Origin of the sequence: Bradyrhizobium sp. AUGA SZCCT0160 (assembly GCF_018130105.1) — a bacterium.
GTDB lineage: Bacteria > Pseudomonadota > Alphaproteobacteria > Rhizobiales > Xanthobacteraceae > Bradyrhizobium.
The window spans coordinates 1-21165 of sequence record NZ_JAFCMD010000014.1 but is presented as its reverse complement, the minus strand read 5'-3'; the positions used below and the strand labels follow the sequence as shown (position 1 = coordinate 21165).

Sequence of the window (21165 nt, the reverse complement as noted above, 5' to 3'; positions counted from 1 at the left end):
TCACACCTTGATCGGAGCGACGTCGATCCAGCGCCGTTCGCGCCAGCTCTGAAGTGCGCATTCGGCAAGCTGCACGCCCTTGGCGCCTTCCAGCAGCGTATACTTGTAGGGCGCGTCCTCGCAAACGTGGCGAATGAACATTTCCCACTGCTCCTTGAAGCCGTTGTCGTAGACGACGTTCTCGGGGAGCGTCTGCCAGTCGGCGTAGAAATCATGCGTGCGCTTCTCGTCCGGATTCCACACCGGCCGCGGCGTCGCCTGCCGCGCCTGGATGACGCAATCGGTCAGCCCCGCCACCGCCGAGCCATGGGTGCCGTCGACCTGGAAGGTGACGAGGTCGTCGCGATAGACCCGCGTCACCCAGGACATATTGATATGCGCAATCACCCCGCCCTTGAGGCGGAAGGTGGCGTAGGCGGAATCGTCGGCGGTCGCCTTGTACTGCTTGCCCTTCTCGTCGAAACGTTCGGGGATATCAGTGGTGCCGGTGCAGCTCACGCTCTCGACCTCGCCGAAGAGATTGTCGAGCACGTAACGCCAGTGGCAGACCATGTCGAGGATGATGCCGCCGCCATCCTCGCTGCGGTAATTCCAGGACGGCCGCTGCGCCTCCTGCCAGCCGCCTTCGAACACCCAATAGCCGAACTCGCCGCGCACCGAGAGCATCCGGCCGAAGAAGCCGGAGTCGCGCAGGAAGGCGAGCTTCTTGAGGCCCGGCAGGAACAGCTTGTCCTGCACCGTGCCGTGCTTGACGCCTTTTGCAGCAGCGAGGCGCAGCACCGCAACGGCCTCATCGAGATTGGTCGCGATCGGCTTTTCGCAATAGACGTGCTTGCCGGCATTGATCGCCTTGGTCAGCAGCGTGGGCCGCGCCTGCGTGGTCGCGGCGTCGAAGAAGATGGTGTCGTTCTTGTCGGCCAGCGCCTTGTCGAGGTCGGTCGACCAGCGCTCGACGTTGAAGCGCCTGGCGAGACGTTCCACTTTATCTGCATCACGGCCGATCAGGATCGGGTCTGGCATCATGCGGTCGCCATTGCCAAGCACCACGCCGCCCTGGTCACGGATCGCGACGATCGAGCGGATCAGATGCTGGTTGAGCCCCATGCGGCCGGTCACACCGTTCATGATCAGGCCGAGGCGTTTGGTCGTCATATCGCTTGCTCCTGCAAGGTTCTTGCTTTTGGTTGATGGAGCGGCGGCAACTCCGACCACTCCGGATGTACTGATGTCGCGAAGCCCGGCGCCGCCAGCGATCCCGTCAACAGGTCGCCGTCGTGGATCGACAGGCGGATGATATTGCCGTCGCGGATGTAGAGATCGGGATGCGCGACAAGAAACGCGTCGGCCTCGGCAGCGGGCGTCTCGGCAAATCCATCGACATAATGGTGGCCGTTGCGCTCGGCATGGGTGACGCCGATCAGCGCTCCCAGCGCCAGATCCTGCTGGACACCGAGCCCGGCCTGACAGGTCAGGTCCTCGCCCGAGATGAAATACCGTCCGCCGTCGGCGCTCCATTTGGCCGCGCGAGCGGCGTTGATGACCGACTTGTAGATGCCCTTGCAGGACTTCGAGGAGATACCGCGATAGCCCAGCGCGCGGGCGGCCGGGAAGGCGTCGTAGGAATCGTCGGCTTCGTCGATGATGAAATCGCGGCCGGTGAGCGCACCGAGCGGCGACTGCCGCGTGATGTCGCGCGGCATCGGCTGCTCGATATACAGAAGTTTTTCCGCGATCGGCTTCAACGCGCTGTCACGGTCGAGGCGCTCGACCAGCGCGCCCAGCGCGTCGAGATCGGCATATTGCTCGTTGGCGTCCAGCGTCACCTTGTACGCATACGGCAGCTTCGCAAGTTCATTGCCGATCCGGATCAAGCGGGCCGCATCCGCCGCGGGATCGCCGTTCAGCTTGAGCTTGAAATAACGCGCGCCGGCGTTTTCGTGTGCGTCGGCGACGCCGCCCTCGCCTTCGACCGTGTCGTCCATGCCGACCGTGTGCCGGATCGCGACGCGCTCCAGCCGCCGGCGTCCTGCCAGGAATTGCGCGATGGCGTCATCCCCCAGATCGGGCGCCAGCCGCGCATCGATCCCGGCCACATTTGCGGCCATGCCGTCAAAGAAATTGGCGCCCAGCCCGCGCAGCAGCGCATCCAGGATCGCCTTGTCGATCTCGGCCGGCCCAAAGCCGGCAGCGAGCGGCGGGATATCCTCATTCGCACAGGCTTCGACCTGCGCGGCGATGATGGCGGCGTGGTGTCCGAACGCGGTGTCAAGGCCGGATCGCGCCAGATAAAGCTCGCGTGCGATCGCAAGCGCGCGGCGCAATCCGTCGATGGTTTGTTGCGGCGAAAGATGCGCGCGCTTGTCGAACCATTTCGAGGCCATCATTTCGGCGCCGGCGCCGATCGAAGCGCCCTTGCCTTCGATCTCGATTTCGGCGCGTACGAAAACCTGCACCGACGACGTGATCACCACGCTGCCGAACCGGAACGGCTTCGCGAACGGGATCGGCCGCTCGAAGAACGAAATATCCCGCACGGCGATGCGAGGAGGCATGGCGGTACCCCCTTAGTCCAGCGCGCTTTGGGTGAAGAAGTGCTTGCGGATTCGCTGCACAAGTTCGGTGAAAGCGGGATCGGCCATCGAATCCAGGGAACGCGGGCGCGGCAGCGGCACGTCGTAGATCGCCGCGATCGCGCCGGGGCGTTCGGTCATGACCAGCACGCGGTCGGCCAGGAACACCGCTTCCGGTATCGAATGCGTGATCAGCAGCACGGTCTTGCCGGTCTCGCGCTGGATCCGCATCAGTTCGACATTCATCTTCTCGCGCGTCATGGCATCGAGCGCGCCGAACGGCTCGTCCATCAGCATGATTTTTGGGTCGTGCACCAGCGCCCGGCAGATCGAGGCGCGCTGCTGCATGCCACCCGAAAGCTGCCAGGGCAGCTTCTTCTCAAAACCTTCGAGCCCGACCATCTTGAGCAGCGCCTTGGCGCGCACGAGATATTCCTCGCGCGGCAGCTGCTTCATGTCGATCGGCAGCATCACGTTGCCGAGGATATTGCGCCACGGCAGCAGCAGCGCGTTCTGGAACACGATGCCGACATTGCCGTGCGGTTTTGTCACCTGTTCGCCTTCGACCAGGATTTCCCCGGTCGACGGCGCCAGCAGGCCCGAGATCATCTTCAGCAGCGTGGACTTGCCGCAGCCGGACGGACCGACCACGACAAAGAACTCACCCTCGTTGATATGAAAATCCAGCGGCTTCAGCGACGGCACATCGCCGTCGCGCGAGCGGTAGGTCTTCGACACGCCCGATAGCGTGATCCCCGGCGTGCCCGCGCCCGCCCGATCGGACACCAGCCGCAGATGCGCGGCGGGCTGATCGGCGTTGGTTGCTTTGGTGGCTGCGCTCATTCAGTTAATTCCGTTCGAATGCAGTGGGAGCCGTTCGTCATTGCGAGGAGCAAAGCGACGAAGCAATCCATACTTGCTTTGCGGCACCATGGATTGCTTCGCTTCGCTCGCAATGACGAGATCAGGACCCACCCTTCGGCAGATAATCATTGGTATAAAACGCCTTCGGATTGTCCTTGGCCTTGGCTTCGAGGCCGCCATACTCGACCATCAGATTGACCGTGTCGGTCATGTTCTGGTCGGTCACCTCGAACGGCCGCTTGCCCTTGGTTTCCGCCGTGCGATAGAGCGGGATCGTCAGTTCAAAGCCCTGCGTCAGCGTTTCGATCTTGCCGCCCTTGGGGTTGGCGTCGAGGATCGATTGTGCTGCACCCTTGGCATCCTTCTCGGCGGCTTCGACGGCCTTGGTGGTCGCCGACATGAAACGCTTGACGAGGTCGGGATTGGACTTGACGAACTCGGTGTTGGCGACGACGCCCGAGCAGACCATGTTGATGCCGTAGTCGGCGAACTTGATCGCGTTGACGTCCTTGCCGGTGGCGTCCTTGATCTTCATCGACTGGTCCATGACGTAGCCGAGCAGCAAATCAGCCTGGCCGTTGATGACGGCGTTGAGCTTGGTCTGGCCGTCGCCGGCGACCGTCTGGAAATCGCTTTCCTTCAGGCCGGTCTTCTTCAGGAACAGCGGCCAGATCTGGGTCATGGAATCGGCGGGCGTGATCGCCACCGTCTTGCCCTTGATGTCCTCGGGCTTCTTGATGTTCTTCTCGACAAAACCCATCGCCGACATCGGGCTGGTCTGCAGCAGCACGCCGGTAGCGACGATCGGCGCACCCTTGACCGCCGCGCGCATCATGGTCGGCACGTCGACATAGCCGAAATTGGCGGTCTTGGCCGCAACGGCCTGCGTGGTCGCCGCCGAACCGCGGCCTTCCTGGATTTCGAGATCGATGCCCTCGGCGGCATAGATGCCCTTGGCCTTGCCGTAATAGAACGGCGCGTGCTCGCCATAGACGTACCAGTTCAGCATCAGCACCACCTTGTCGGCGGCGGATGCGGGAAGCACTGAAAGCGCGGTCCAGATCAACGCGGCCGAAACCGCAGTCATAGCTCGTATCATTGTCGTCCTCCCGTTGGTGTTGGCTTGCGGCCCTTGGATGGGTCGCTTCTTTTTGGGTTACAGTTTACGAAGCAAAGATGATGTCCTCGCGCTGGCTGACATGCCAGGGAATGACGAGGCTTTCGATCCGGTCGACGATCCAGAACAGGATCACGCCCATCAGCGCGAGAATCACCAGCGCAGCGAACATCGTCGGCAGATCGAAGGTGCCGATCGAGCGCTGCAGCACATAGCCGATCCCGGAATTGGAGCCGACGAACTCACCGACCACGGCGCCGACCACGGCCAGCGTAATCGACACTTTCAGGCCGGAGAAAATCGCCGGCATCGCATGCGGCAGGTTAACGGCGCAGAATACCCTGAAGCGGCTGCCCTGCATCGCGCGCGCCAGATCGACCATATCAGGGTCGACCGATTTGAAGCCCTGCACCGCCGACACCACCACCGGAAAGAATCCCAACAGAAACGCCGAGATCACTTTCGGGATGATGCCGAACCCGAACCAGACCACGAACAGCGGCGCGATCGCGATCTTCGGCACGGACTGGGAGAACACCAGCAGCGGATAGACGTAGCTTTCCACCGTCTTCGATCCCGCGATCAGCATGGCGACGGGAATGCCGAACACGGCCGAGAGCAGGAACCCGCAAATGGTGGCGTAGGTGGTGGGCCAGGCCTGCCGCAGCAGTTCCGGCCAGTCGGTCCACAGCACGGCGACGACATCGCCGGGCGCCGGGATCTGGTAGGCGGGAATCCGGAACACGCGGATGGTCAGGTCCCAGATCACGACGATGAAAATCAGGAACAAAAACGGCCGCACCCACGCCGCGTTAAGCGCTTTGGTCACGCCGCTGGGGCCCTTCGGTTCGGCCACGTCTCGCTCCCTGATCAGGTTTTGTCGGAGAGAAATTAACCCGTTGGATAAATACTGTCCAGTGGCTTCCCTGTGACATTTTGAGGCTCGTCCCGCGGTCATTCCCCGATGCGGAATTGCGCATCTGAGGGCGCGCCACTTGGCGCGAGCCACGGAATGACAGCCAAATTTGACGCTGCCCTCTCCTCGTCATTGCGAGCGAAGCGAGGCAATCCATGGCGCGCCCAGCCGAGGAATGGATTGCTTCGCTCCGCTCGCAATGACGGCTGAGTGCGACATTCTGACCCGACGGGCAAATCACTTCCGATTTACGGAAACCGCGTCAAGCCCCAAAGTAAAAAATATTTCTGTTTACCAGAATGAAAATCAGGTGCATATCTTTCGCCATCCCGTCCCACTCAGAGGGCGTCGGCCGTCGTCACGGACGTTGGGCGGGTTGCGGTGGACGCTGACGTTGCGAAGACGTAACGCGACAGAGGCGTACGGCAAAACCGTGTGGTCCTGGCACCCGTTGCCGGTGTCAAGCTGTCGGAGAAGCGCAAGCGGAAACGGCAGTGACGGAGTCAACCAAGAACTCGTCTCCGGGGAGAGCACGGCATAAGCCGTAAAGCCATTGCGCGGGGAATGTCGGGTGCCTCCGCTGCCCTGTATGCTCGTGTGCAGCTTTCTTTGCACTATTCGCACACGAGACCGCGGGTGCAGCGCGCACCCGGCATTCCCTGCGCCCTCTGATTGCTCGGAGGGTCCAACGGACGCAAACCTCGGGCGTATCGCGCCGCGAGAATGCGGATTCACATCCTCTCGCTGTCCAACATATGAGACCGAATCACAGAGACACAGAGACCCCGGGCCGGTCGGGCTCGACCTCCCGGCCCCATATTCCAGCCCAGGGACCACGCCGGGCCGAATTGCCGAGCGAAGGAAGAGACGATGGTCAAAGGACAACATGACAGAACGGCATTCCGTTCGCCCAAGCCCTTGACCAGCGGCGGATTCATCGGTTGAGATGCAGCCATGTTCCGGGGCAAATCCATCCTGCTGATCCTTGCGCTCACGGCGCCGTCGCTGGCGTCGGCGCAGACCATCAGCTTTGGCGAAGGGGCCGCCATCCTCGGCAAGAGCTGCGCCCCCGACATCACCGCCAATTGCCGCGGCGTCAATATCGACTCCACCCGCCTGAAGGAGTGCCTCTACCGCAACCAGGACGTGATGTCGGCGGCGTGCAAGACCGATTATCCCCGGGCGTTCGATGCGATCCAGAAACGCATTGCGGCGCGCGCCACCGTCGGGCGGGAATGCGAGTTCGAAGTCGTCAAGAAGTGCGGCGGCAAGGGACGCGAGGTCTTCAAGTCCCTGGATTGCCTGCTGGCGTTGCCGACCGTGAGCGCGCGATGCACCAAGTCCATCGCCGATGTCGGATACCGGGCGCAGGACGACGTCGCGACCAGGCTCAGCGGGCTGGAAACACCGCTGGAGCTGGATATCCCCGCGCTGCGCCAGCAGGTCCTCGAGCGCTCGAAACTAAGGGGCAAGAACGAGCCGCCGCCGAACAAAAGGCCGCCGATCGCGCCCGAACTGAACAAGCTGCCGAGCTTCAATGTCGACATCCAGTTCGACACCGACACCCCGATCGTGCGGCCGGAATCCTATCAGACCATCGGGCGGCTGGCCGATACGCTGGTCAATTCCGCACTGCTGAACTACACGTTCCTGATCGTCGGCCATGTCGAATCGACCGGCCGGCGCGACCACAACGTCTTCCTCAGCCAGCGCCGCGCCGACGCGGTCCGCGATATCCTGGTCAACACCTTCAAGATCTCGGCGAAGCGGCTGCAGTCGGTCGGACTGGGTGAGGAACAGCTGCTCGATCCCGCCCGTCCCAACGGACCCGTCAATGCGCAGACGCAGATCATGACGCTGGCGAAAGTGCCCGAGCAGGCCGAGCCGGCGGCGGCAAAAGGCGCGGCTGCGAAAAAGCCGGCCAAGAAAAAGCAATAGAGAAAAAGCACCAGCAAGAGATAATAATTCTATTCGCCGATTGCGAAACGAACAGCGCATTCCTATCTGAAAGTTCCCGCTGCCCCCGCCCGCACTAACGCGGCCGCAGCGCCGTGCCACAATTTCAGATCAGACTGCGACCATGCTCTCCATGTCCCCGATCATTTCCGTCGCCAACCTGTCCAAGACCTATGGTTCGGGCTTCAAGGCGCTGAACGGCATCAATCTGGATATCCGCCGCGGCGAGATTTTTGCGCTGCTGGGACCGAACGGCGCCGGCAAGACCACGCTGATATCAATCATCTGCGGCATCGCGAATTTGAGCGAAGGCCGCGTCACTGTCGACGGCCACGACATCAACAAGGATTACCGCGCCGCCCGCTCGCTGATCGGGCTGGTGCCGCAGGAACTGCACACCGACTCCTTTGAAACGGTGTGGGCAACCGTGAGTTTCAGCCGCGGCCTGTTCGGCAAGCCGAAGAATCCGGCCCATATCGAAAAGGTGCTCAAGGACCTGTCGCTGTGGGACAAGAAGGACGCAAAGATCATCACGCTTTCCGGCGGCATGAAGCGCCGCGTGATGATTGCGAAGGCGCTGTCGCACGAGCCGCAGATCCTGTTCCTGGACGAGCCGACCGCGGGTGTCGACGTCGAACTGCGCAAGGGCATGTGGGAAGTGGTGCGCACCCTGCAGGCCTCCGGCGTCACCATCATCCTGACCACGCATTACATCGAAGAGGCTGAGGAGATGGCCGACCGCATCGGCGTCATCAACAAGGGCGAGATCATCCTGGTCGAGGACAAGGCCGGGCTGATGCAAAAACTCGGCAAGAAGCATCTCAAGCTGTATCTGCAGAGCAAGGTCGATGCGATCCCGCCAGCGCTGGCCGCCTACAATCTCGAACTGTCCGAGGACGGCCGCGAGATCACCTATGATTACGACACCAAGGGCGACCGCACCGGCATCACCAGTCTCTTGAGCGACCTCCGCAACGCCGGCATCCGCATCTCCGACCTCGACACCACGCAATCGTCGCTCGAAGACATCTTCGTCAGCCTGGTGAGGGCACCATGAACTGGCGCGCCGTTCAAGCCATCTACCTGTTCGAAATGGCGCGCACCTGGCGCACGCTGCTGCAGAGCATCGTCTCGCCGGTCGTTTCCACCTCGCTGTATTTCGTGGTGTTCGGCGCCGCGATCGGCTCGCGCATCACCGAGGTCGACGGCGTCAGCTACGGCACCTTCATCGTGCCGGGGCTGGTGATGCTGTCGGTCCTTACGCAGAGCATCGCCAACGCCTCGTTCGGCATCTACTTTCCGAAATTCGTCGGCACGATCTATGAATTGCTGTCGGCGCCGGTGTCGTATTTCGAGATCGTGCTGGGTTATGTCGGCGCCGCCGCTACCAAATCGATCATCCTCGGGCTGATCATCCTCGCCACCGCCGCGCTGTTCGTGCCGCTGCACATCATGCATCCGTGGTGGATGCTGACCTTCCTGGTGCTGACGGCGGTGACCTTCAGCCTGTTCGGCTTCATCATCGGCATCTGGGCCGACGGTTTCGAAAAACTGCAGATGATCCCGATGCTGGTGGTGACGCCGCTGACCTTCCTCGGCGGCAGCTTCTATTCGGTGAGCATGCTGCCATCGGGCTGGCGCACCATCACGCTGCTCAATCCGGTGGTCTATCTGATCTCGGGCTTCCGCTGGAGCTTTTACGAAATCGCCGACGTCAGCGTCGCCCTGAGCCTCGGCATGACGCTCGGCTTCCTCGCGGTGTGCATGGTGATGGTGTGGTGGATCTTCAGGACGGGGTACCGGTTGAAGAATTGACCCGCGAAAGCGGGTCATCCCCGGGCGCGCTTAGCGCGAACCGGGGATCTCGAGATCCTGGGCTCGCCTCTTCGAGCCCGCCTGCTCGCGAAAAAGTCAACCCTATCAGCCGGATTCAGCCCCCTCTCCGCCTTGTTTGCGCCGTGGGGCGCATTAACGATGGGTCCGCAGGCCGCTGGAACGGCGACCGGATTCCGGGCATATTGGATGCCGGGGGACGGAGAGCTGCGGCGCCTGCATTCATGGCGCTTTGGTGAAACGGCCTGGAGGCCAAAGGTAAAATGCGTTCCTTCCTCGTTGCCGCTACCTGCCTGGTGCTGTTCATGGCCAGCACCGCGCAGGCCAAAGTCGCCATCACCGTCGACAAGGATAGCCAGCAGATGACCGTCGCCGTCGACGGCGTCGAGCGCTATCGCTGGCCGGTGTCGAGCGGTCTTCCATCGTATGAGACGCCGAACGGCAGCTTCCGCGCCTTCCGCATGGAAGCGGATCATTATTCCAAGGAATTCGACGAGGCGCCGATGCCGCATTCGATCTTCTTCACGAAGGTCGGCCACGCCATTCACGGCACCGATTCCGTCAACCGGCTCGGCTCCCCGGCGTCGCACGGCTGCGTGCGGCTGTCGCGCGACAACGCCGCGAAGCTCTATGCGCTGGTGCAGGAGCAAGGCGTGCTCAACACCACGGTGACGCTGACCGGCTCATCCCAGGTGGCATTGGCGCGCAATCCGCGGCCGCGCACCAACGCCGTCGCACGCCGTGCTCCGGCGCAGCAATATGAGCAGCAAAGCAACGCCGCCGGTGATCCCATCGTGATCACGCCGCAGCCCGGCATGGCGCCGCAGGCTGGAATGGCGCCGCAGGGTCGCGCGGACGACGGCTATATCTATCCGGCCGATGGCAGTTCCAGCGAGGCGCGTTATCCGGCGCCGCGCGACCGCCGCCTCTACGGCGCCCAGGCCTATCCGCAGCCGCAGCAGCAATATTATGACAACCGCGGCTACGCGCCGGCGCCGCAGGGCTATTACTACCAGCAGCAGCCGCAACCCTATTACCAGCGGCGCGGGCTGTTCACCTACCAGGATTGATTTAGCCGTCCGCGGCACGGACAACGGGTGCGTCGCGGGGAACGATTGGCCGCGACGCCTGCCATTTGTCGTGCAGAATCATCCCGCCGGCCATAGCCACGACGAACACAACCACGCCCGGCGACAGCGTCGCCAGGCTCTCCAGCGCCGGCCCTGGGCACAATCCGACGAGACCCCACCCTACGCCGAACAGTCCTGCTCCCAGCACCAGCGGCGCATCGATCTCCGATTTGCCCGGCAGGAAATACTGCCCGGCCAGCACCGGCCGCGCGCGCTGCCTTGTCAGCATGAAGCCGGGAGTGGCGACAGCCAATGCCGCCGCCATCACCACGGCCAGGCTTGGATCCCACGCGCCAAAGATATCGAGGAAGGCGAGCACTTTGGTCGGCTGCACCATTCCCGAGACGAGCAAGCCGGCTCCGAAGATCAGGCCACACAACAATGGCGCGATGATCCGCGATATGAGGTCCATCGCTCAGCCTCCCAGCACGTGGCGGGTGACGGCGACGGTGATCACCGCGGTCGCCATGAAGACGATGGTCGCCGCGATCGAGCGCGGCGACAGCCGTCCGATGCCGCAAATGCCGTGTCCGGAAGTGCAGCCGCCGCCGAGCCGCGCGCCGAAGCCGACCAATAATCCCGCCACCACGATGACGGCCCAGTTGGCCGGCAGCTTGGGCGGCGCCATGCCGTAGCCGATCCATCCGGCAATGACGGGAATCAGCATCAGCCCCGCGATGAAGGCGATGCGCCAGGCCTTGTCCTCGCTGCGAAAATTCAGGAGCCCTGCGAAGATGCCGCTGACGCCCGCGATCCGCCCGGTCAGCAGCATCATCAGCACGGCGGAAAAGCCGATCAGGGCCCCGCCGATCGCAGCCGACACCGGAGTGAAATTGGCCATCGCGAAATTCCGTTGCTGTTGCGGACGTGCCAAACCATAGACCCGCAACGAATTATCGCAATGGGCCTATTGGTCGCCGTCGCGCATCCGGCGCCAAACGGCCCCCAGCACGTTGGAGTAATCGTCGGTCCAGACCCGCTGATGGTCTTCGGCTTCGGTCTCGGCCCACTTGTCCGACGAGGCGAGCGCGCCAACATCCGCCTCGTGCCGCGCCGACACCACCACCGAGGTCGAGAAGATGTATTCAGCGTCGCGGCCGGAATCCTCGCTGTAGACCCAGCTCTTCAGGTCGTTGGCATCCGCAATGCCGACGACGACACTGGACAGCTCGAGATGCCGGTTGGAGACGTGCATCGCGACCACACCCTGCGGCGCGAGCTTTTCCTTGTAGATCTCCATCGCCTCTTCGGTCGCCAGATGAATCGGGATCGCATCCGACGAATAGGCATCGACGATGATCAGGTCGTAGACACCGTTCGGCTCGCGCGCGAAGGTCAGCCGCGCATCGCCGATCACCGGCTTCAGGTCCGGCTCGCACTTGCTGATATAGGTGAAATATTTCGGATCGCGTGCGGTATCGACCATCGTCTGGTCGATCTCGAAGAACTTCCAGTCCTCGCCTGGCAACGAGGCGCAGGTCAGCGTGCCGGAGCCAAGCCCGATCACCGCAACCCGCAGCGCCGCTCCTTTCCGCTCGCGCACCGCCGTGATCGCCTGCCCGATGCCGCCATCCTTGTGGTAATAGGTGATCGGCTCGGGCCGGCCGGTTACCGGCGTGCCATCATCGTTCTTGAATTTTTCGGCGCCATGGATCGTGGTGCCGTGCATCAGCACATGATACTGGCCGTTCGACGTCACCACGATCTTGTGGACGCCGAAGAAGCTGCGCACGGTTTCCACCCGGCCGTCGTCGGATGGGTAAGCGCGCAGCAGCACCAGCGCCACCACCACGGTGGCAAAGATCTTCCAGCGGCTGGCGTTGAGGCCAAGTGCCAGCAGGGCGGAAAGGACTCCGACCGCGCCGATCATCCAGACCCGGCGCTCGTCGAGCCAGTGCATGACCGTGCCAGGCGACCAGGTCGGCGCGATCAGCGCTACCGCCAGCGCCGCAAGGAGCGGCCAGTACCAATTGCTCCAGCGCGGCAACCGTTCGTTGCCCGTCGGCCGGCACAATGCCGCCAGCGCCAGCAGGATCGGGTATTCGGCGATCCAGGAAAAGGTGAAGGGCGCGATCAGGCCTGCGAAGAGACCGCCGACCATGCCGCCGAACGACAGCGCGACATAAAAGCCGGTGAGATATTTGGCGGCCGGGCGCGTCCGCGCCAGTTCACCATGGCAGGCCATCGCGATGACGAAGAAACACAATTGGTGCCCGCCGAGCGTCAGCAGCAAATTCTGCTCACCGCCAAAGGCGAGCAGCACGACGACGCCGGCGATCGCCAAGGGCTGCGCCAGCAACATCCATTTGTGCGGCAGCAGCGGCCGCGACTGAAACACCAGCACCCAGGTCAGCAGATACAGCGACAACGGCAGCACCCATAGCAGGGGCGCGGCGGCGACGTCGGTCGAAATATGCGCGGTCACCGCGATCAGCAGGCCGGAGGGTACGGCAGCGAGGAATATCCAGCGGGCCCGCAGGATCCACGACGGCGCCGGCACATTAATGTCGTCGGCGGGCATGTTGAGTTCGGCCGCTTTCGCCGGCGAGCGCAGCAGCATGATGCCGCAGCTTGCGATCAGCACGATCAGCAGGCCATACCCGCCGGTCCAGATCAGGTTTTGCGTGCGCAGCGTGAACATCGGCTCCAGCAGCACCGGATAGGACAACAGCGCCAGGAAACTGCCGATGTTCGAGGACGCATAAAGAAAGTAAGGATCCGGCCCGCTGGGATGGCCGGTGCGGACGAACCAGGCCTGCAGCAGCGGGTTGTTGGCGGCGAGAGCAAAGAACGGCAGCCCGATCGACACCGCAAACAGACCCAGTAGCCAGACCGCATAGCCCGAACTCGGCGGCTCGCCCCAGCCGCTCGAGATCGAGAGCGGCAGCGTCAGCATGGCAACGACCAGCAGCACCAGATGCACGGCCACAGGGACGGCGCGGTTGCGGAGCTGCATCAGGAAATGCGCATAGGCATAGCCGCCGAGCAGCAGCGACTGAAAGAACACCATCGCCACCGACCACACCGCCGGCGAGCCGCCGAGCCGCGGCAGCACCATCTTGGTAAACAGCGGCTGCACCGAGAACAGCAGCAGCGCGCTGACGAAGATCGCCGCGGTGTAGACAACCAGAACCATCCGGTTCCGGGAATCGGACGACAGGTCCGTGGCGGCGGACGGTTCAGAAAGGCTCATGAGAGCTCCGGCATGGGCCCGGCGGGCGCCGGAGGGCGGAATTCCGGCATGGAAGCGCCAGAGACGTTTAATGGAGCATATGGCAACAAGGCTAGCAAGGAACCGCAAAATGGTGGATTGAGGGGACATGGGCGGCGCAACGGCCCGGCTTAATCAAACTTTCTTGAAGCGCACATGAACGAAACGGACGTCGTCATCATCGGTGCGGGGCATAACGGCCTCACCTGCGCGGCCTATCTCGCGATGGCCGGCCTGCGCGTGAAGCTGGTCGAGCGCCGCAAAGTGGTCGGCGGCGCCGCCGTGACCGAGGAATTCCACCCGGGATTCCGCAATTCGGTGGCAGCCTATACCGTCAGCCTGCTCAACCCGCAGATCATCACCGATTTGAAGCTGGCCGAGCACGGCCTGCGCATCGTCGAACGCCGCGCGCAGAATTTCCTGCCCGCGCCGGATGGCAGCTATCTCCTCACCGGCGAAGGCCGCACCCGGGATTCAGTCACCAGATTGAGCCCGCGCGACGCCGATCGCATCGACGCGTTCGGCCGCGAGCTGGAAGGCATTGCGGATGTACTGCGGCAACTGGTGCTGCGCGCCCCGCCGAACATCGTCGAAGGCTTCAGCCTCGGCGTGATCCGCGAGACTTTCAACGCGCTCGGCACCGCAAGCATCCTGAAAAAGCTGTCGCTCGAACAGCAGCGCAGCCTGCTCGATCTGTTCACGCGCTCGGCCGGCGAGATGCTGGACGAGCGATTCGAGAGCGACCTGGTGAAAGCGCTGTTCGGCTTCGACGCCATCGTCGGCAACTACGCCAGCCCGTATGCGGCAGGCTCCGCCTATGTGATGCTGCACCATGCGTTCGGCGAGGTGAACGGCAAGAAGGGCGTGTGGGGCCACGCCATCGGCGGCATGGGCGCGATCACGCAGGCGATGGCGCGCGCGGCGCGCGGCCATGGCGCCGACATCGAACTCGATGCCGGCGTGCGCGAAGTGATCGTCGAAGGCGGCCGCGCGGTTGGTGTCGTCCTCGACAATGGCGAGACCGTGCGCGCGAAATACGTCGTCTCCGGCGTCAATCCGAAACTGCTCTACACGCGCCTCGTGCCACGAGAAGCGCTGGCGCCGGAATTCCTCGATCGCATCACCCACTGGCGCAACGGTTCCGGCACCTTCCGGATGAATGTGGCGCTGAGCGCCCTGCCCTCGTTCACGGCGCTGCCGGGCGAAGGCGATCATCTCACGGCCGGGATCATCCTCGCCCCCAGTCTCGATTACATGGATCGCGCCTGGCACGACGCCCGCGAGCGCGGCTGGAGCCGCGAGCCGGTGGTTGAGCTGCTGATCCCCTCGACGCTCGATGATTCGCTCTGCCCGCCCGGCCAGCATGTCGCGAGCCTGTTCTGCCAGCACGTCGCGCCGCAATTGCCGGACGGAAAATCGTGGGATGACCACGCTGAGGAAGTGGCCGACCTGATGATCGCGACGGTGGACAAATATGCGCCGGGCTTCGCGGCAAGCGTCGTCGGCCGACAGGTGCTGTCGCCGCTCGATCTGGAGCGCCAGTTCGGTCTGCTCGGCGGCGACATCTTTCACGGCGCGCTGACGCTGAACCAGTTGTTCTCGGCGCGGCCGATGCTGGGCCATGCCGATTACCGCGGGCCGCTGAAGGGCCTCTACCATTGCGGCTCGGGCGCCCATCCCGGCGGCGGCGTCACCGGCGCCCCCGGCCACAACGCCGCCAAGGTGATCCTGGGCGATCACCGCGCGCTGTTTGGGTGAGGGGCGCAACACCGCTGCCGGTGCCGCGCCCTGCTCAATGGTTAGATGGCGTCGTAGGCTTCGGTCGGAAGCACCCGCGCGATCTGCATCATCGCCAGCGGCGAGATCGTCTCCACTGCGGACTGATGGCGCTCCTCAGCCGACGGATAGCTGACGAAAGCGCACAACGCACACATGATTGCAATAACTGCCGTAATCTTGGTCATTTCAATTCCCCCTTGTTATATTTATTAACGGCACCGATCCTGGCATGCGCCGGTTTAACGCCCGGTTCCCGCATCGGCGCCGATCAGCAAACGCTGTGAATCGGCGGTGAATTGGCTAACAGGCCTTGAAAATTGCGATCGTTTCGCCGTGGACAAGGTGTGGAAAACCGTAGGACCACCGGTGGAGAAACCGGTGCATTGGCGGTTCAAACCGGCAGTGCTGGCCTGTGGAAGGCTCCTGTATGTTCCGGTGCATGACGTCGTGGAAAGGCGTTGCGTCAAGGGTCGATAAACTGCTGGAAATGGGGCTGGCTAGATCAGCCATGATTGGGGTACTTCAGAGCGGCTATGGAACCGAGCTCCGCCGGCCGCTGCCGGTGGCAGATTCTCCCGACCTTACGAACTGAAACTTCCTCAAGTTTGAGCTTTCCGCTGTTTTCTCGTGGTTCCCCAATGACCTCCACCCCTGCTACCTCCCGTGCGGCTTTCGCGGTCGGCACTGAGACCGCCGCCAAGCTGGTCGTCGATATACTTACCGAAATCTTTTTTGAGGGGCAGGCCGCCATCGCCGCGTTTGAGGGTCCGGGCGGCCGCTGGGATGTGACCGTGCATTTTGCCGTCGCGCCGGATCAGACGCTGGTGCGCCAGCTCGTGACCAACGCGGCCGGCGAGGCAGCCGCGAAAACCATCGTTTTCGACACGGTCGAGGCCAAGGACTGGGTCAAGGCCACGCTCGAGGACCTCGTTCCGGTCCCGGCCGGGCGTTTCGTCGTGCACGGCCACCACGACCGCGCGCGGGTGCCGTCCAACAAGATCGGCATCGAGATCGAGGCGGCGCTGGCGTTCGGCACCGGCCACCACGGCACCACGCGGGGCTGCCTGCTGCTGCTCGATCATGTCCTCAAGGCGTACCGGCCGCGGCGCGTGCTCGACCTCGGCACCGGCACCGGCGTGCTGGCGATCGCGGCGGCCAGGGCGCTGCAGGAGAACGTGCTGGCCAGCGACATCGACCCGCTCTCGGTGCGGGTTGCGCAGGAGAACGCCCGGCTCAACGTGTCCGGGCATCTGGTGCAGGCGATCCCTGCCACCGGCTTCTCGGCGCCGCAATTCGCACAGGCCGGCCCGTTCGATCTGGTGCTGGCGAATATCCTCGCCAACCCGTTGCGGCAATTGGCAACGCCGATGGCACGGCATCTGGCACCGTCGGCGCTGGTGATCCTGTCGGGACTGCTGACGCCCCAGGCGGCTTCGGTGATCGCGGCCTATCGTGCGCGCGGCCTGGTGCCCGTGCGTCATCTGCGCATCGAAGGCTGGAGCAGCCTGCTGCTGCGCAACGCGGGCTAGCAGCTCATTTAGTTTTGATTTCACGCGAACCGGTATCCACTTCGCTCGAAAACGCTCTATTCAGACGGCTTGTGGCGGGCGATGACGCCCTTTTCTTCTTCCTGCTTCTCACGTTTGACGCGCGCCAGGGCGAACCGGTCCAGCATCTGGACGATGACGCCGCGTTGCTTCTTGTTGGCGACCGGAGGGGCCGGGCCGCGGCGGACGGGCGGCGAGATCTTCTCAAACATAAAAGCAGGCATCGTGTATCCCCTCTTCGTTGAGATGAAACACTCCTGGATTTTCCCCTGGTAGCCTCACGTGAACGGCTTGCCCGGCAAACCGTTCCGTCCGATCTAACGCGGACATGGATATTGAAGCACAGATTATGCCAAATTATGGCTATGTTGTGCGGACCTGCACCCAACCCCTGAGTAACCCGGCGATGTTCGAAGCCCATTTCCAGACATTCGAAGAGCCCGAAAGCGGCATAGCCCTGACGGCACGGCTGGCCGCCTTCCGCGAGGAACTGGCGCGGCGCAAGCTGACGGGATTCGTGATTCCCCGCGCCGATCAGCAGCAAAATGAATATGTGCCGCCGTCGGAAGAGCGGCTGGCCTGGCTCACCGGCTTCACCGGGTCGGCCGGCATGGCCGCCGTCCTGACCAGGGAAGCCGCTGTTTTCGTCGATGGCCGCTACACGCTGCAGGCCGCCAAGCAGGTCGACCGCAAGGCCTGGCATATCGAGCCCTTGGCCGATCCGCCGCCGGAGCACTGGCTGGCCAGGCATCTTGCCGCCGGCGACCGCCTCGGTTTTGACCCCTGGCTGCACACGTCGGCGGCAGCCGAGCGGCTGGCGGCGGCCTGCGCCAAGGCCGGCGCGGAGCTGGTGGCGGTGGACAACAACCCGCTCCACGCGGTGTGGACCGAACGCCCCGCCCCGCCGCTCGGCCGGGTCACGATTCACGGCGCGCAATTTTCCGGCGAGATCGAAGCCGAGAAGCTCAAGCGCATCCGGCTGGAGATCGCAAAACTCGGCGTCGATGCGCTGGTGCTGTCGGATTCGCACGCGGTGGCCTGGACCTTCAACATCCGCGGCGCCGACGTCTCGCACACGCCGCTGCCGTTGTCCTACGCGCTGGTGCCGAAGGACGGCCGTCCCTCCATCTTCATCGACCACCGCAAGCTCTCGAACCTGACGCGCGACCATCTCGAACAATCCGCCGACGTCCGGGAGCCCGACGCGCTGACGCCGATGCTGACCGAACTCGCGCAAAAGGGCGCTGCAGTCGCCCTCGACAACGCCACCGCCGCCGATGCGTTGAGCCGCATGATCGCGGCCGCCGGCGGCAAGCCGGTGCGCGGCAACGATCCTGTCAGTCTCTTGAAGGCGGTGAAGAACATCACCGAGATCGAAGGCACCCGCACCGCGCATCAGCGCGACGCGGTGGCGATGACGCGGTTTCTGGCCTGGATCGACCGTGAGGCGCCGTCGGGCGCGCTGACCGAGATCGACACCGTCGAGGCGCTGGAGACCTTCCGCCGCCAGACCTGCGCCCTGAAGGACGTTTCCTTTCCGACCATCGCCGGCACCGGGCCGAACGGCGCCATCGTGCATTACCGCGTCACCCGCAAGAGCAACCGGCGGATTTCGTCCGGCGATCTCTTGCTGATCGATTCCGGCGCGCAATATGAAGACGGCACCACCGACGTCACCCGCACCATCGCGATCGGCGAGCCGACGGACGAAATGCGCGACCGCTTCACCCGCGTGCTGCGCGGCCACATCGCGATCGCGCGCGCGGTCTTCCCCGACGGCACCACCGGCGCCCAGCTCGACAGTTTCGCGCGGCAGTACCTCTGGCAGGCCGGCCTCGATTTCGAGCACGGCACCGGCCACGGCGTCGGCAGCTATCTGTCGGTGCATGAGGGCCCGGCGCGGATTTCCAAGCTTGGCACCACGCCGCTGAAGCGCGGCATGATCCTGTCCAACGAACCCGGCTACTACAAGACCGACGCTTACGGCATCCGGATCGAAAATCTCGAACTGGTCGTCGGCACCGACGTTGCCGGCGCCGAAAAGCCGATCAACGCGTTCGAGACGCTGACGCTGGCCCCGATCGACCGCCGCCTGATCGACGTGCACATGCTGAGCCCGACCGAACTGAAATGGCTGAACGACTACCACGAGCGCGTCAACCGTGAGGTGCGCCCGCACCTCGATGATAACGCGACCAAGCTGTGGCTGGACGACGCGACGGCAGCGCTGCTGCCTTTGTAGGCGTGATGCCCCAATCCCAGGCTGTCGTCCTCCGCGAAAGCGGGGGACCCAGTACGCCGCGGCTTATCCGCATATAACTCCGGCCTCTGGAATACTGGATCATCCGCTCCCCGTGCGCAATTGCGCACTCGGGCGGATGATGACAGCAGTGGCCTCCCGATCCCGGCATAGCCGCATGCCGAAACGGCCGTATTCGCCGGGAGCCATCCCGCTACAGTCCAATTCACACAACGGATCGGATCTGAATGCATGGCGTGATGGGCAAGCCGCCCGGTGCTGCTGGCGACACCGGCGGCGTCGCGACGTCGAAGATCATGCTGCTGATGCTCGTCGCGATGATGGGCGTCGCGCCGATCTCGCTGTACTTGCTGGTGCCGGCACTGCCCGTGCTGGCGACGACGTTCGGGCGCGATATTTCGATCGCGCAGATGACGGTGTCGCTGTTCATGGTCGGCATCGCCTGCTCGCAGATCATCATGGGGCCGCTGTCGGACCGCTTCGGGCGCCGCCCGGTGCTGCTGTGCGGGCTCGCCCTGATGGTCGCGGCGAGCGTGGGCTGTATCTTCGCCGAAACCCTGCCGCAACTGATCGCCGCACGTTTCTTGCAGGCGCTGGGCGGCGCCACCGGCATGGTGGTCAGCCGCGCCATTATCCGCGATCTCTACAGCCGCGAGCGCATCAGCTCCATGATCAGCCTCGTCATTGCGGTCATGATGATCGCGCAGATGCTGAGCCCCCTGACCGGCGGCCTCCTGGAAACCGCGTTCGGTTGGCGCGCGATCTTCTATCTGATTACCGCAGCATCGCTGACCATCACGGTGGTCATCGCGTTCATGCTGCCGGAAACCCGCGGCGAGCGCGGCGCCGACAGCAGCTTTCGCCGCGACATCGGCGGCCTGATCACGTCGCGGGCATTCATCGGTTACGCGCTGTGCCAGGTGCTGGCTTCGCAGATCATTTTTGCCTTCGCCGGCGGCGGGCCCTATGTCGTGGTCACCCAAATGGGCCGCACCAGCGCCGAATATGGCGCGTGGTTTGCGACCACCGGCTTCGCCTATCTGGTCGGCAATCTCTTCTGCGTGCGCTTTGCACCGCGCTATCAGCTGGAGAAGCTGATCTGGTTCGGGCTGGCGCTGCAGCTCGGCGGCAGCCTGCTCAATCTGGTATGGAGTCTTGCGGGAACCAACCAGGCGCCTTCCATCCTGTTCGGCACCCAGATGATCGTGATGTTCGCCAACGCCTTCGTGATGTCGAACTCGGCCGCCGGCGCGCTCAGCGTCCGCCCCGAAGCCGCCGGCACCGCATCCGGCGCGATGGGATTTTTGCAGATGGGGATCGGCTCGCTGGTGTCGCAATTCGGCGCCTATCTCGGCGGCCATTCCGCCACGACGCTGCCACTCACCGCCGCGATCTTCGCGATCTCGCTCGCCTGCGCCTCGACGATGATCTTCATCGTGCCGCGAAAGAAGGGGCCGTAAGCGCCTCCGCGTCATTTGCGAGCGAAGCGAAGCAATCCATGGAGCTCCTCGCAATGACACGGATGGTGTAGCTCCAATTGATCGTGTCATCCCTGCGCAGGCGGGGATCCAGTACGCCGCGGCCTATCGGTTCAATCATTGACGTCTCTGGAATACTGGGTCGCCCGGTCAAGCCGGGCGATGACAGCTGTGGTTGGAAAACACACCTTCGCATTCTCGCGACGCATTGCGCCCGAGCTTTGCCAGAAACTTCCCGCCCTCGAAAACTGAGGGCGCAGGGAAGACCGGGTGCGCGCTGCACCCGCGGTCCCGTGTGCGGTTAGCACAGAAAAGTGTGCACACGAGCATACAGGGCAGCGGTGAACACCCGGCCTTCCCTGCGCAATGGCTTTACGGCTTATGCCGTGATCTCCCCGGAGACGAGTTCTTGGTTGACTCCGTCGCTGCCGTTCCCGCTTGCGCTTCTCCGACAGCTTGACGCCTGCAACGGGTGCCAGGACCACACGGTTTTGCCGTACGCTT

18 protein-coding genes are annotated in these 21165 nt (G+C 63.7%); 8 read left to right on the top strand and 10 right to left on the bottom strand.

Annotation, left to right across the window (positions count from 1 at the left end; translation table 11 throughout):
• From JQ558_RS21870 to JQ558_RS21850, 5 genes are all read right to left on the bottom strand, one after another.
• Complete coding sequence (locus JQ558_RS21870) at nt 1-1152, bottom strand: Gfo/Idh/MocA family protein (protein WP_212295017.1); 1152 nt, start codon at nt 1150-1152, stop codon at nt 1-3.
• Nucleotides 1149-2552, bottom strand: coding sequence for a mandelate racemase/muconate lactonizing enzyme family protein (locus tag JQ558_RS21865; protein WP_212295015.1), 1404 nt, complete (start codon nt 2550-2552; stop codon nt 1149-1151). Before JQ558_RS21865 ends, JQ558_RS21870 begins: the two co-directional genes overlap by 4 nt.
• A 12-nt stretch (nt 2553-2564) precedes the next feature.
• A complete protein-coding gene (locus tag JQ558_RS21860) occupies nt 2565-3413 on the bottom strand; it encodes an ABC transporter ATP-binding protein (RefSeq protein ID WP_212276436.1) in 849 nt (282 codons plus the stop codon).
• 121 nt (nt 3414-3534) lie between these two features.
• On the bottom strand, nt 3535-4533 hold the full coding sequence (locus tag JQ558_RS21855; protein ID WP_212210533.1) for an ABC transporter substrate-binding protein: 999 nt from the start codon (nt 4531-4533) through the stop codon (nt 3535-3537).
• A gap of 64 nt (nt 4534-4597) precedes the next feature.
• Complete coding sequence (locus JQ558_RS21850) at nt 4598-5407, bottom strand: ABC transporter permease (protein ID WP_192737218.1); 810 nt, start codon at nt 5405-5407, stop codon at nt 4598-4600.
• Between the two features lie 1371 nt (nt 5408-6778).
• Between JQ558_RS21850 and JQ558_RS21845 the strand changes: the two genes are divergently transcribed.
• From JQ558_RS21845 to JQ558_RS21830, 4 genes are all read left to right on the top strand, one after another.
• Entirely contained in the window at nt 6779-7405 is a 627-nt protein-coding gene (locus tag JQ558_RS21845) for an OmpA family protein (RefSeq protein WP_249142586.1), read from the top strand.
• Between the two features lie 151 nt (nt 7406-7556).
• Nucleotides 7557-8480 (top strand): ABC transporter ATP-binding protein, encoded by a 924-nt coding sequence (locus tag JQ558_RS21840; RefSeq protein ID WP_212277085.1) that lies wholly within the window; start codon nt 7557-7559, stop codon nt 8478-8480.
• The gene (locus tag JQ558_RS21835; RefSeq protein ID WP_192738047.1) at nt 8477-9238 is read left to right on the top strand and encodes an ABC transporter permease; all 762 of its coding nucleotides are present in this window, start codon (nt 8477-8479) and stop codon (nt 9236-9238) included. The genes JQ558_RS21840 and JQ558_RS21835 overlap by 4 nt, the downstream gene beginning before the upstream one ends.
• Nucleotides 9239-9519: 281 nt before the next feature.
• The gene (locus tag JQ558_RS21830) at nt 9520-10326 is read left to right on the top strand and encodes a L,D-transpeptidase (protein ID WP_212295014.1); all 807 of its coding nucleotides are present in this window, start codon (nt 9520-9522) and stop codon (nt 10324-10326) included.
• A gap of 1 nt (nt 10327) precedes the next feature.
• On the opposite strand, the gene JQ558_RS21825 is transcribed toward JQ558_RS21830, so the two are convergent.
• The 3 genes from JQ558_RS21825 to JQ558_RS21815 all read right to left on the bottom strand — a co-directional run bounded on the left by JQ558_RS21825 (nt 10328) and on the right by JQ558_RS21815 (nt 13579).
• Nucleotides 10328-10798 carry a DUF6691 family protein gene (locus tag JQ558_RS21825; protein WP_212295012.1) on the bottom strand — a complete coding sequence of 157 codons (471 nt, stop codon included), beginning with the start codon at nt 10796-10798 and terminating at the stop codon, nt 10328-10330.
• Nucleotides 10799-10801: 3 nt separating this feature from the next.
• Nucleotides 10802-11227, bottom strand: coding sequence for a YeeE/YedE family protein (locus tag JQ558_RS21820; RefSeq protein WP_212295010.1), 426 nt, complete (start codon nt 11225-11227; stop codon nt 10802-10804).
• Between the two features lie 66 nt (nt 11228-11293).
• Nucleotides 11294-13579, bottom strand: a complete 2286-nt coding sequence (locus tag JQ558_RS21815; RefSeq protein ID WP_212277072.1) for a spermidine synthase — start codon at nt 13577-13579, stop codon at nt 11294-11296.
• A 174-nt stretch (nt 13580-13753) separates the two neighbouring features.
• Here JQ558_RS21815 and JQ558_RS21810 point away from each other — a divergent pair, with 174 nt between their 5' ends.
• A complete protein-coding gene (locus JQ558_RS21810) occupies nt 13754-15355 on the top strand; it encodes an NAD(P)/FAD-dependent oxidoreductase (RefSeq protein ID WP_212295008.1) in 1602 nt (533 codons plus the stop codon).
• A 41-nt stretch (nt 15356-15396) separates the two neighbouring features.
• On the opposite strand, the gene JQ558_RS21805 is transcribed toward JQ558_RS21810, so the two are convergent.
• On the bottom strand, nt 15397-15561 hold the full coding sequence (locus tag JQ558_RS21805) for a hypothetical protein (RefSeq protein ID WP_212295007.1): 165 nt from the start codon (nt 15559-15561) through the stop codon (nt 15397-15399).
• A gap of 453 nt (nt 15562-16014) precedes the next feature.
• On the opposite strand from JQ558_RS21805, the gene JQ558_RS21800 reads away from it, so the two are divergent.
• A complete protein-coding gene (locus JQ558_RS21800) occupies nt 16015-16905 on the top strand; it encodes a 50S ribosomal protein L11 methyltransferase (protein ID WP_212215185.1) in 891 nt (296 codons plus the stop codon).
• A gap of 56 nt (nt 16906-16961) precedes the next feature.
• Here JQ558_RS21800 and JQ558_RS21795 read toward each other — a convergent pair whose 3' ends face one another.
• The gene (locus tag JQ558_RS21795) at nt 16962-17147 is read right to left on the bottom strand and encodes a hypothetical protein (protein WP_212215184.1); all 186 of its coding nucleotides are present in this window, start codon (nt 17145-17147) and stop codon (nt 16962-16964) included.
• Nucleotides 17148-17329: 182 nt separating this feature from the next.
• Between JQ558_RS21795 and JQ558_RS21790 the strand changes: the two genes are divergently transcribed.
• Complete coding sequence (locus JQ558_RS21790; RefSeq protein ID WP_212215183.1) at nt 17330-19165, top strand: aminopeptidase P family protein; 1836 nt, start codon at nt 17330-17332, stop codon at nt 19163-19165.
• Nucleotides 19166-19410: 245 nt separating this feature from the next.
• A complete protein-coding gene (locus JQ558_RS21785; protein WP_212295005.1) occupies nt 19411-20643 on the top strand; it encodes a multidrug effflux MFS transporter in 1233 nt (410 codons plus the stop codon).
• Nucleotides 20644-21165 lie beyond the last annotated feature (522 nt).